Source organism: Streptomyces sp., assembly GCF_019510245.1.
Taxonomy (GTDB): domain Bacteria; phylum Actinomycetota; class Actinomycetes; order Streptomycetales; family Streptomycetaceae; genus Streptomyces.
The window spans coordinates 36602-49100 of the sequence record NZ_JAEKKT010000163.1 but is presented as its reverse complement, the minus strand read 5'-3'; the positions used below and the strand labels follow the sequence as shown (position 1 = coordinate 49100).

Sequence of the window (12499 nt, the reverse complement as noted above, 5' to 3'; positions counted from 1 at the left end):
AGCACGAGGGGCGGCGGGTGTGCGCGGCGTGCCGGCATGTGGCGCGGCTGGCCGAGAAGCACGAGGCGCTGCGGGTGCGCAGGGCTGAACTGGGCTGGTGGGCTGGGGTGTTGCTGTCGGAGCGGTTGGCGGTGGTGTGGGTGGAGCTGACCGCGGCGGCACCGTCGGGGTCGGGGCGGGCGCGGCCGCCGCTGGCCGGGCGGGTCCAGGTCGCGGACGAGACAGGCCTCGTCCTGGAGGACGTCCTGGTCCGTCTCGCCGGGCCACGGACCGGCGGGGCGCCGGGCTCGCGTGAGCAGCTGCTCGGCGCCGTCGAACACCGGTTCAGGCCTGGGCGGCGTCGATGTCGCCGGAGTTGACCAGTGCTTCCCTCAACGCCCGTAGCACGGCGGGGTGTTCGTGTGCGGGCCTAGCAGCGGCGGCGTCCAGCAGGGCGCGGGCGTGGCGTCGTACGGCCGCGTCCTGCCCGGTCTCAGCGGGGTGGGTGACCAGCTGTGCGGCCAGGAGGAGTGCGTCCTCGCTGTCGGGGTGGCGGGCGGCGCGTTCGGCGACGAGGTCGGCGTCCGTCAGGGCCGGGGTGTGCTCGGCGCTCGCCCGCGTCAGGGACAGCCACAGGTCCTCGTCGAGGCCGGTGTCCGCGAAGTCGCCCGCGCTGGCGAGGGCGCCGGACGGCAGGCCGGCCGCGAGCGCGGCGCGCCACAGGCCGGCCGCTGCGGCCAGCCGTTCGGCGGCATCGGGCCAGGCGGGGCCGCCGGTGCGCGGGGTCCGGGAGGCGATGGCGGCCAGCAGCAGGCCGGTCGCGTCCGCTCCCCCGGTACCGGTGGCCAACTCGGCCCACAAGACGGCCGGATCGCCCAGGAAGGCGGGGTCGGCCAGGAGCACGGCCGCCGTGTGGGCGGCGGCGCCGGGCGCCGGACCGGGATCGGCGTCGCGCAGCGCGGCGAAGAGCTCGGCACGCTCCAGGGCGGCGAGGACCTGGCGGTCGTACGGTCCCCAGCGCAGCCAGGAGTCGGCCGGCGAGGGACGGCCGGGGGCGAGACCGTACAGCGCGGTCCGGTGGTCGGCGGCGAAGTCGGGGGCGTGCCGGTGCAGGGCGGGCAGGCGCACCCCGATCGCGGTGGCCACCGCGTCCTGGTCCCCGCGCGCGGGGAGCGCACCGGACACCGTCTGAAGGACGTCGGCGGGCATCTCCCCGGCGGTGCGGGCCCGGTGGACGGCGTACTCGAGCAGGCACCCCAGCGCCCGCACTCCCGGATCCGACCCCAGCAGCGCCGCGTCCACTCCCCCGCCGCCTGCCGGGCCGGGACCGTCGGTGGGGGTGTCCTGGGCCGGGTCGGCGGCGGGGCAGGCCAGAGGGGCGGCCAGGGCGTGCAGGTGGGCCAGGACGGCCTTCTCCTGGTCGTCGGCGAGGGCGGTGTCGGTGCGCCACACGGTGGTGATCAGGTCGAACAGGGCCTGGTCGGCGAAGAACACCGCGGTGCTCCGGTCGTCGGCGGCCGCGGTGTCGGTGGCGGAGGTCGTCTCGTCAAGGCGGCGGCGTACGTCGAGCACCGCGGTGACGGCGTCCGTGAGCGCAGAGCCGGAGAGGGTGCCGGGACGGTCGGCGAGGACGGCGGCCGCGGCGAGGTAGAACGCGCCGAGCTCCGGCAGCTGAAGGGCGGCCAGGACGGCGGGCACGTCGGCGGTCCAGGCGGCCGGGTCGGTGGCGATGAGACGGTGCAGGACCATCGCGTAGCCCTCGGCGCCGGCGTCATCGGTCGCGGCCAGAGCGGCGGCGGCCGCCGCCGGACCGTGCCCGGCGGCGGCCTCGGCCAGGTCCTCGGCGTCCAGCACTGTGGTGGCCTTGTGCGGCTCCAGCACGGGCGCGGTACGCGGGTCGGACGAACCGGCGGGCTTGAGACGGCGCGCCGCCTCAAGCACCGGCTCCCAGTCGGCCAGCAGCCGCGCGGGCAGGACGGGCGACCAGTCCCACACCCGCAGCCACGAGGCGAGCGGCTCGGCGAGACCGTCGACCTGCTCGGCGTCGGCGGGCAGGACCTCGGCCACCTGGGCGGCCGACGGCGCGGTGCCGAGCGCTGTACGGACGTCCGCCTCCAGCTGCACGGCGTGCTCGGGCGGGCAGGTGCCGAGCACGAGGTCGAGGAGGCGGGCGGGCTCCGGCGCGGGCTCAGCGGCCAGCAGGCGCGGGACCAGCACGACGGCCTGCTCCCACCACTCCTGCCCGGCCGATCCGCCGGCGGGCGGACGGCCGGCCAGGTGAGCGGCGAGCAGCCGGTCGTGCAGCCGGCCGTCGACCGGGGCCACCCGGGCCAGCGGGCGGGTGCGCTCGGTCAGGTGCACGCCGGCGTCCGCGTCCGCTGCGGCGAGGTCGAGCACGGTGCGCGCCAGCCTCGGCCCGCCGTACGCGGCCGGATCACCGGCGTGCACCAGGTCGAGGTCGCCGCCGAAGACGAGCGGTCGGGAGGCCTCGGGCAGCAGCGCGATGTCGCGGGCGAGCAGGCCGGCCAGCACGGCCCGGATGATCGTGATGTTCGGGTGCGCGCTGGCGGCGCGGCCGGCCGGGTAGGCGGTGCACGCGAGTTCGCGCAGCAGCGCCGCGACCTCGTGACCGGGCAGACGCGCGGCCGTCTCCTCGGCGATCAGCTCCCGCGCCTCCTCCTCGCCGGCCACCGCGGCCGCGACCACCGCTTCCGCCGCGGCGACGTCCCTGGCGGCCAGAGCCTCCTTGGCCTTGGCCTCGGCGGTGGCCACGCGCTCGGCGACGGCCCGCAGCGACAGGTGGCCGGCGTGCTCGTCGTCGACCGCGCCAGCCAGCAGCCCCTCCACCACGAGGATCCACTCGCGCGTCCGCTCGGCGCGCGGGACCGTGCGCGCCCACCTCGCCGCCAGGTGCAGCGTCGCCCCCACAGCCGCACCCCCGCCCTCCTGTACTCCGGGGTGGGCAAGGACGGCGCGCAGCTGGCCGGCGTCGACGACGGCCCGGTGGCGTACGGCCAGGCTCAGCAGCCCGTCCAGGGCCAACCGGCCGGCCGCGGCGACCTGTTGCGCGCGTGCGACCGCGGCGGCGCCCTCGCCGGACGGTGCGGCCAGCCATCCCCGGGCGGCATCCGGGTCGGCGCTGGCGACGTGGCCGAGGAACGGGGCGGCCGGCCACCGTCCGCCGGCCGCCCCGTCCGGCATCAGCAGGTGCGGCGCGTGCTCCTGCAGCACGTTCAGCCACGCCGGCGCCGGGCCACAGCGGAAGAAGTAGTCGGTGGCGCGCGGGTCCGACCAGCGGGCGAGCTCGGCGACCTCGGCCTCGCCCGGGGCCTGGAGGGCGGCGAGCTCGAGGACGTGGGCCGCCCGGTCCGGGAGCGGCACCAGCAACTGGTGGGCCGCGCCGAGGAGATCGGCGTACAGCTGGACGGCCTCGCCGGGGCCGGCGGCGCTGCCGTGCAGGATGCCCGAGGCCACCCCGTAGACGGCTCCCCACACGTCCAGCGCCGTCTCCTGCGCCGCGCCGAGCGTGACCCCGGTCAGCCGCTCGACGATGCCGCGGGCTCGCGCCCGGTGGAAGCCACCCGGGCGTTCCAGCTCGCCGCGCAGCACCTCGGCCGCTGCCGACACCCGCTCCCACCCCGCGCCCACCGGGCCCCCGGAGCTGGAGTTGGCGGCCCCGGCGGCCGGCTCGCCGGACGGGGAATCGGCGGCAACCGGCGGGAGTGCGTCCACCGCGGCCAGCAGGTCCTTCGCCGCGGGCTTCAGGCCCGCCGTGACCGGGGCGCCGGGCAGGCTGAGCAGCGCGTCCGCCGCGGAGCGCACACACGCCGCGGCCACCTCCGCCGGCCGTACGAACCCCTCCCCGGTCAGCACCCGGTGCGCATCCCGCAGCAGCCCCAACGCCCGTACGCCCGCCTCGCCCTGAGCCGCCAGGGCGCCGGCGAGGACCTCGTCGACCACGGGCAGCTCAGCCGGCGGCATCTCGTTGCTCACCGGAGCACCGTAGAGCCCGGCGGGGGTGCCCGGGCCGGAACCGGACAGGCCGGCCACCGGGCCCGAGTCGGCGCAGCAGGACGGGAGTGTGGGCAATACGGGCGCGCGGCGGGTCACTCCTCGTCGCGGATCTTGTAGAACTCGTGCGCCTCGTTGAGCAGCTCCGCCGCTGCCGGACGCGGCGCGGGGCAGCATGTCCGGCCGCGTGTGTCAGGCGGCGAGGTCGGCGGCGGTACGCGCAGCGGATGGTCTCCTGGAGGGTGAACATGCAGTCGACGTCGGTCAGTTCGTCCTCCCGGGATGCGGGCGGCCTCCCGCATCGTGCGCAGGGCCAGTGAGGGCGTACAGGCCGCCGCGCCCCCGCGGGCCAGGTAGGGGGTCAAGCGGCCGGGCAGAGGGGCAGTCCACGTCGGTTTCGTCGAGGTCGACGCAGACCACGCACTCCTGATCGAACAACGGCCGGGCGCAGCAGCACGACGACGCTCCGAGAGCCCGGGCGGGCCCCGCACATCGACGAGATGCGACGGGCGCTCGAGGACCCCGGCGCCCAGCTCGCCCACGGCACCGAGCGCCAGCGACGGCCTGGGCACCGGGGCGCAGCAAACGCCGTACGGCCGGGGCCCGGCCGGAAGGGCGGGGTCGTCGTACAGCCGCACGCTGCCGCATGGGTGCGTGCGTGGAAGTGTGTGAATTTGCGAAAACCCCTCAGGCGGCGCCCAGTGCCCTGGCGGTCAGGTTGGTGCGCAGCCGCGGCAAGGGCGGACGGGGAGCAGCACTTCGATCGGGAAAGGCCGGCCGTTGGCCGGCGGGGGCGTGCCCCCTGTCGGGGGCCGTGTGCGGGGTGGGGGTCGGGTCACTTTCGGGACCCTGGTCGACTCGGGTGCGGGACCGGGGCTGTTGGCCCCGGAGCGGGTGGGCCCCCGGCACCGTCCTTCCGGTGCGGGGGCCCTTGTGTGTTTCCGGTGCCGGCCGGGGGTCAGGTGCGCCGGCGCGGTATGCGCGTCCGGTGCACGAGCGGGATGCCGAGACGGGCGGCCACAGTTTTTTCCAGGGCGGAGACGACGTGGCCGGGGGTGGCGTCACGCAGCGGGATCACCCAGTACTCGACCCACTCGTCCCGCTTCGACGTGCTGCCGTTGACGTGCTGGCCGAGTCTGGTCGCGGCGGCCCCCCGGTTCAAGGCCCGGGTGGGGGCGGTCTTTCCGCAGTAACAGGCGTTGCCGTTGCGGTTGACCGCGATGTAGATGGCCTTGTCCTCGTAGACGGAGTCCTCACCGATGGGGATCGGCTCGGGCTGCGGTTCGAGGAGCCACTGGCCCGCGAGGCGGGCGAGCATGGCGTACCGGTCGTCGGTGATGGCGACGACGCCGGCCCAGGTGGTGTCGGTCATCAGCGCGGCTCGCCCTCGGCGATGCGGGCGAGGTCGTTGCCCATGAAGCTGAGCTGCTTGAAGGACGGCTCCACGACGGTCCAGGAGAGTTCGGTGGTGGTGCCGTTCATCTTGCGCATGGCGATCAGGTCGTCGAGGTCGGAGGCGGCCGTGGTGAGGGACGTCTGGAAGGCCGTGAGGGCCTTGTCCTCGAGTTCGGTGGCGGTGGGGTCGTTCTGGTGGCCCTCCGGGGCGAACCCGTGATTGGCGGCGAGGCGCAGGTGGGCGTTGAAGTCGCTGCCCTTCCAGCCGTCCTTCTCGACGAGGTGGCCGTCGGCCCACCACTTCGGGGGCAGGCCGGCACGGATCCGCTTGATCGCGTCGGCGAGCACCTGCCGGCCCTCCTTCGTGTCGAGGACGGTCTTGATGACCGTGCCGACGCCGGCGCGCATGACCTTGATGTTGCCGACGATCTGCTCGGCGGAGCCGCCGGGCGCGAGGAGGTAGCCGCTGGTGACGAGGGTGACCATGGCGATCACGCCGAGGAGTAGCCGGGCGGGGACGTCGCCGTTGTCGGCGCGCGCCAGGAGGTCGTCCACAGCCTGGTCGTTGTCGATGTTCTCGACGGACCACTCGTGGTCGGCGAGTGCCTGCCACAGGCAGCCGGTGTCCAGCGCGGTCCGCACGGGCGCCAGCTTCTCCTTGGGGAGGCTGGAGTAGGAGCGCAGGCCGAGTTCGACGATCGGGCCGCTGCGGTGGGTGACCTGGAGGCTGCGCTTGTCGAGCTTCGCGGCCATGACCGCGTTCAGCCGGGGCTCCTTGCGGGTGAGCTGCTGGACGACGTACGTGAACCGCAGGTCGCGGAAGGCGGGGTTGAGTCCGAGGGACTTCATGGCGTCGGTGACGTCGGCGCGGCCGAGAAGGACGTCCCGCACGGCCTGGGCGTCGTCGCCGAGCTCGCCAGCGTCGAACAGGGCAGTGACGATCTCCTCGGCGGTGACACCGTTTTTCGAGGGCTCCTTGAACTCCCTCACTCCGATGTTCATGCGCATCAGCAGCGAGCGGACCGCGACGGGGAAGCGTCCCATGCCCATGTCCGGGTTGTCGTCGGTGTAGCCGACGATGACCTGCACCGGGACGGTCATCGCGTTGAGGAGCCTGGCGGCCTGGTCGCGCCTGGCACGGGCCGCCCTGCTCGTGCCGGTGGCGGCGTTGATGTCGCGGTGGGCGTTCTTGACGATCTCCCGGACGAGATCCCGCCGCTCGACGAGGGGAAGCCGCATGAGGTGGGACGGAAGCAGACTGTCGGGGTCCTTGGCGTTGGTGGGGCGGATCGAGCTGGCCGGGACCTTGATGCCGACGGTGCAGGACGCCCAGCGGCTGTTGCCGTCGACGAGGCTCAGGTCGTCGTCGGGGTGGCGTCCGGGGTTGAGGAAGGTGGCGGGGACGGCCGTCAGGGGCCGCTCCACGATGCGTCGGCCGACTTCCTGCGGGTTGTTCTTCCTCACGCCCTTGGACGCCCGGTCGATGGCGGCGAGGAGGTCGTCCATGGCGTCGGCGTAGACGAGGGTGGCGTCGGTGTCGTGCGCGGTGGGCATGGCCAGGACCCGCAGGTTGGCGCTGGTGTCCGGGTCGGCCGCGTAGTGGGCCTCGTCCAGGAGACGGTCGTTCTCGATCGCGGGGGACAGCATCAGCGTGTACGCGCGGTAGGTGAGGACGCTCAGCCAGCCGGTCTCCACGCGGTGGCGCTCCAGGCGGGCGCCTTCGAGGAGTCCGGGCTCGACAGCGCCGTACGCGATCCGGCGGATGGCGGCGGAGGAGATCTGGACGTCGCGGTGGCTCTCGAGGAACTTGATCGCCTTGGTGGTCTTGCTGACCGGCTCGACGCGGTGCTCGAACGGCGTCGAGCGGTCGCCGGAGCGGATGTCGATGACCTCGATACCGTCGATGTCGTCGTGCTCGTCAGGGATGTCGATGGTGCTCACAGGGCCTCAATCGAATGGGCCGGCGCGAGGCGGGCTCGCGGCCGGTGACCGGCGTACGCGAGCAGAGCGCCATCGGAGCGCAACGCACCCGTGCCCGCCCGGTGAGGACCGCGGTCCGTCGCTGAGCTGACCCGGCGTCGCTTCGGTGACCCGCAGGCGGATCCGGGTACCCGCCCAGTGACGTGCAGGCGGCGTACTCAGGTCTTGCCGGTGGATACCGCGGTGTCCACCGGCTGCACAACAGGCCGCCCTCGGCGGCGACGATGACAAAAGGGTACGCCCCTCCGAGCGGACGCAGCACGCGAGTTGACGGTCTTTCCGATCCGACCGGCTGCGACCTGCACGATCTCGCCCGACGGCCCGTCAGGGGCTGGGTGGGGGTCGCCTACCGTACGGGCCGCCGGGTCACCTCGACGTCCGCTCCACCAGGGTGCAGCGGACGACACCGTCGTACGGCCTCGCCACGGCGCGGTACGTGGGCGCGGCGGGTGACGAGCAGCAGGCCGGACCCGTTCCACGACGTCCCGGGACCCGCGCTTTCACCGGTTCCGGGAGCACGGCGGCCGTACGGCGGAGGAACCCCCGGGCCGGGCCGCCGAGTTGCGACGAGCCCGCGGACACGGTCGGCGCCGTACGGCGCTCGCCCCGTCGGCGCGCACCGCCGACCGCGTCCGCTCGAAGGCATCCACCCGCTCCGGCCGGTCACCCATACCCGGATTTCGACCAAAATGGCAGGTCAACCATCATACGGGGCAGGGCGGTTGTCTCATGCCGTCCGCGTGGGTCAGGCGGCCGGGTGGACGGCGAGGTCGGCGGCGGTACGCGCGAAGCGGGCAGCCTCCTCCAGGGTGAACATGCAGTCGGCGTCGGTCAGTTCGTCCTCGTCCGGGATGAGGGCGGCCTCCCGCAGCGTGCGCAGGGCCGCCGCCGCGACCACGGCGACCGGGGCCGTCGTGGTGTACACCCGCTCCCGCATCCTGGTATCGGTGAGCCATCCGCCGGCCCGCACCCCGTAGATCGCGGAGTTGCAGATGTGGTTGTGGTGGCCGACGAGCCTGTCGAGGACATCCGCGGCCGCGCGCAGCAGGTCCGGGCTCACCAGGTCCTCTTCCTCGGCGACCATCTCCAGCACCTCGTACACGACCTGGACGAGGGGGGCGTCGTGCAACGTGACCTCGCCGACGGCGTGCTCGTCCAGGGCGGCGACGTGGCGCGCGCGGGCGGCGGAGTTGACGGACATCCGGAGCAGGGCCTGCTTCAGCCCGCTGTCCTTCAGCGTCCAGGCCATGGCCTCGTCCACGAGGCGGGCGGCTTTCTCCCCGTCGGCGCCCAGGTCGGCGCGCAGGTGAGCGGCGAGCCGGCGGACGGGCTCGGTGTGGACGGGTTCCCTGCGGACGGACCGCGGGCGCGTCTCCTCGCGCAGCAGCTCGGTGTACTTGCCCTTGGTGCCCGTGGTCTTCTGCACGAGGCGGGCGCGCCAGCCGGCGCGGGACTGGTTGCGTGGCATGACGACTTCTCTCCGGGCACCCCGCGCCTGTCCGCAGTCGTGCGGGTGGGTGTCGCGGGCCCTGGTGGGGACCTTGGCCGTCTGAGCTGTCCCGGCGCGGGCGGGGATACAGCGGCGGCGGTCGGCGGTGCGCGTCCTGCCGCCCGGCATCGTAGCGGAAACCACCCGCCCTCCCCCGCCAACTCGCGCTCACCCCTCCAGCGCGCGCAGGGGTGAGCTGGGCAGTACCGGCGGCGTCCGGACACGAGACCGCGGGGACGTCTGGCGCTTGGACAGGTCGCGTTTCCCGCTACCGTCCGGGCAGCACACACAAACAGGGGGCCATACGTGCAACAACCGATCACCCGGATACGCCGCTCGTGGACCGAGAAGCCACGGTCGACCCGGATTCTCACCTACGTGCTCATTCCCGCCGGAGTCGTCCTGCTCGTCGAGGGCTTGCGGCTCGACAGCAGCAACTGGTGGACGGGCCACGACTACCTCCTCAACATCTACTCCGCGGCCACCGGCGTCTGCTTCGGTGTCCCCGCCGCGCTGCTCCTGTTCAACAAGCTGGCCAGCGACCAGGACACCGCCCGCCAGGCCAGACTCGCCCTGGCACGCGCTGGCGCCGAAGCCACCCAGTTCCAGCGGGCGTTGCTCTCAGTCTTCAGCGCGGCCGACCTCACCGACCTGACCGCCAAGGTCACCGACCTGCGCGACCAGATCACCGGCATCCGGGATCTGCCCGCCGACGCTTCTTCCCGCGACCAGGACATGGAGCGCTTCCTCGCCGACTTCGACACACTGCTGCCCAGCCCACTTGGACGCCCCCGCCGCTCTCTCAGATCGTTCCCCACCCACTACAGCGCCGAGTGGGCACCGGTGGATGACTGGCGCACCCGGGTGCAGAGCCGGTGGAACATCCTCTACAACGAGGTCCGTCCCAACCTGCCCGGCAACGGCTGGATCGCCGCCGACTCGGACACCGCCGCCCAACAGGCCCTCGACCGTCTCCTCCTGTCAGGCCGCAACCCTTGGAGAGCAGACCAGAGCGACGGTGCCGCCGTGAAGGCGATGCAGTACTTCCTGCGGGACGTCACCGCACTGTGCGGGGCCGCCACCGCACTCAACACGTACACGTGACCGCACCAACGAGGACAAGGTGATCCGCCTTCGCGCCCGGCCGGCTGCGGCAGCCTGAGCCGCAGCAGCTGGCGAGCGGTGGCACCAGCGTTTGACGCGGTCGCGCACGGCCCGGACGGTCGGGATGGGGCTGACCGGGGGAAGGCACCCAGACGGCTCGCGACGAGGACGTGGACGGGGAGCAGCACTTCGAGGCGGGGCCTGCCGTTGGCCGGCGGGGGCGTGCCCCCTGTCGGGGGCCGCGTGCGGGGTGGAGGCCGGGTCTCTTTCGGGCCTCTGGCCGGCCGGGGCGCAGGACCGGGGCCGTTGGCCCCGGTGGTGAACGGGCGGGTGGCGGGGGCGGGTTGTCCGTGCGGGGGTGTCGCGGGAGGTCACGGGGCCGCTCGCGGTACTGACAACAGGGCCTGGTCAGGGCGTTGTTGGTACGGACGTCCCATTGTCGGACCCTGCCGGTAGCGTCGTTGATGTCACGGGCCCCCAACACGCCGAAGAGCCCCTGAAAACACGGTCCTTGCTTGGCGGCCGGCCGTGTCCCAGGAGCTCCCGGCGTCGTGGTCCCCCAACCCCTCGTACGGGCAGCAGGAGGAACCTTGACTGACACCTGTGAAGCTACAGCACGGCACCGACAAGTGCTCCTACCAGCACAAACAGGCGGCGCGGGCGGTGGGCGGCAGGCGGGGCGCCCTCGCCCCGGCGCCGCGGTCCGGGCGGAGCTCGCCGTCCGATGACCGAGCTCTCCATCACCCCCGGCCTGCTGCTCACCCTCATGGTGTCGGCGGGCGCGGCCGTCGCCGTCTACCTCGACACCAAGAAGGGCAGCAGCACGGTCCCGGCCCGCGGAGACCTGTACATGGCGATCACCGCGGCTGCGGCCGTCGCGACCGTCCTGATGAGCCTCGGCCTCGCGTCCACGCCGCCGCCGGCCGCGCACCCCGGCGCCGTCCTGCCCGCCGCCAGGCAGCTGCTGAACCACTCCGGGCATCGGGCGCGGGGAGGGGCCGGCCGCACCGCCGGCTCCTCCCCGGGCAGCACCGGCCGGCGGCCAGCGGCGCAGCCGTGTACCGGCGAGATGGGATACGCCGCCGGCGACGACATCGACACCTCGCACGGGCCGGCCGCGGCGCAGCCGACAGCGCCGGTCGGGACCGCCGTCGGGCCCGGACCGTGCACGAGCAGCGAGCAGCAGGACGTTCCGCGTACGAGAGCCCAGCCCAGCACCGAGCCTTCGCCCGCACCTACCCCGGCCAGCGTTGCCGTCCCCCGCATCCCCAATCCCCGCGGGGAGAATGCGTCGCGGACCGGCCGTCCAGGCCAGGGACGCGGCGGACGAGGCGCATCAGCCCGGCCGGCCGGGCGTACGGCGATCCCCGGGCGGGCCGTCCGGGGCGCAGCTGAACGGCCCGCGGGTGAGGTGAGACAGCGTGCGAGGGTGACGCTGCGCGATGCTCTTGGAAGAGCAGATTCTGAACGATGTACGGGATTTCCCGGTGGCACCAGACGGCCCCGAACACCGCACTGAACAACGCCGAACGCTGCCGAACACCACCAACCAGCCGGACAGTCATCACCAGCAACGTCGGCCACAACGACGCTCCCCGCGCGAACGCCCTCCTCCTCGACACCCCCCGCGCCGGCCGGTCGAACAGCTGAGCAACGGCCTCGCCGCAGGCCCGGGGCGCGCGGGAAGTCACCGCCGTCGCCCTGGACGCACGTCAGGCCGGCACCGAGGGCGGTGCCGGCCTGACGTGGCGGCGGGCGCGGGCCAACGCGCCTGCCGGGAGTCCTGAAGCGGTTCGGGCTTGCGACCAGTAGCCGTCAGGAGGACACCGGCGAACTCGCCGCCGGTGTCGTGCTAGGACCACCGTCTTGCTGATACGGCCTAGGCCGCAAGTCGGCCGGAACAAACGGTGGGCCGCCAGAGGCGCCGCAGGCGCGCAACCCGTCGTCACCAGGCCGGTTTTGGCGGGCCGGCCGGGCGGCGGATTTCACGGCGAGACGAGGAACACCGGCGGGGCCGGTAAGCCACACACCGGACAAAAGCCGTACCGGGGCGGGGCGGCGGGATACCGGAGCGTGGAAGGCTGTGTGCCGCGCAGCCCGACCAACGGCAGGGCCAACTGCCTTAAGGACTGCGTCACTTTGCGACCAGTAGCCCCGGCATGCCGTCGGCGGCCCCCGTCAGGATGGAGTCCTGCGCACCATGAGCCTTCCCCCTCTCCCCCACCCGGCCGGGCCCGCCCCGGTCTGCACCTGTGCACCCAGCGCCCCGGAGGCACCGGCGCCGGAGCCGACGGGCGGCGGTGAACCGGACGGCGCCGCCGGGCGGTTCGGGCCCACCCACGCGCTGATCCTACTGATCGCCGTCCTCGGGCTCGGCTGCGGCCTGTTCCTCGCCGGCACCGAGCTGGGGACCGTCTTCGCACTCCTGGGCGGCTGCGGGGCGATCGGGGCGGCCACCCTCACCGCCGCCGGCGGCGGCCGCCGCCTGATGAGCATCCTCGTCGAGGCCGCCGTACGCTCCGGCGCGGGCAAGTAGGTGCC

Annotated in this window: 8 protein-coding genes; 4 read left to right on the top strand and 4 right to left on the bottom strand. The window is 73.9% G+C overall.

Going from position 1 to position 12499, the window contains the following annotated elements:
• Positions 1-359: hypothetical protein (locus tag JF597_RS31335; RefSeq protein ID WP_294003065.1), on the top strand; the 359-nt coding region annotated here is incomplete at its 5' end.
• On the opposite strand, the gene JF597_RS31330 is transcribed toward JF597_RS31335, so the two are convergent.
• From JF597_RS31330 to JF597_RS31315, 4 genes are all read right to left on the bottom strand, one after another.
• Positions 325-3972, bottom strand: coding sequence for a hypothetical protein (locus JF597_RS31330; RefSeq protein ID WP_294003063.1), 3648 nt, complete (start codon positions 3970-3972; stop codon positions 325-327). The genes JF597_RS31335 and JF597_RS31330 overlap by 35 nt on opposite strands.
• Positions 3973-4948: 976 nt before the next feature.
• A complete protein-coding gene (locus tag JF597_RS31325; protein ID WP_294003061.1) occupies positions 4949-5362 on the bottom strand; it encodes a hypothetical protein in 414 nt (137 codons plus the stop codon).
• Entirely contained in the window at positions 5362-7326 is a 1965-nt protein-coding gene (locus tag JF597_RS31320; RefSeq protein ID WP_294003060.1) for a hypothetical protein, read from the bottom strand. Before JF597_RS31320 ends, JF597_RS31325 begins: the two co-directional genes overlap by 1 nt.
• A 784-nt stretch (positions 7327-8110) precedes the next feature.
• On the bottom strand, positions 8111-8833 hold the full coding sequence (locus tag JF597_RS31315) for a hypothetical protein (RefSeq protein WP_294003058.1): 723 nt from the start codon (positions 8831-8833) through the stop codon (positions 8111-8113).
• Positions 8834-9160: 327 nt separating this feature from the next.
• Between JF597_RS31315 and JF597_RS31310 the strand changes: the two genes are divergently transcribed.
• From JF597_RS31310 to JF597_RS31300, 3 genes are all read left to right on the top strand, one after another.
• On the top strand, positions 9161-9958 hold the full coding sequence (locus JF597_RS31310; protein WP_294003056.1) for a hypothetical protein: 798 nt from the start codon (positions 9161-9163) through the stop codon (positions 9956-9958).
• Between the two features lie 1470 nt (positions 9959-11428).
• Positions 11429-11608 carry a hypothetical protein gene (locus JF597_RS31305; RefSeq protein WP_294003054.1) on the top strand — a complete coding sequence of 60 codons (180 nt, stop codon included), beginning with the start codon at positions 11429-11431 and terminating at the stop codon, positions 11606-11608.
• A 550-nt stretch (positions 11609-12158) separates the two neighbouring features.
• The gene (locus JF597_RS31300; protein WP_294003052.1) at positions 12159-12494 is read left to right on the top strand and encodes a hypothetical protein; all 336 of its coding nucleotides are present in this window, start codon (positions 12159-12161) and stop codon (positions 12492-12494) included.
• The last annotated feature ends 5 nt before the right edge of the window (positions 12495-12499 follow it).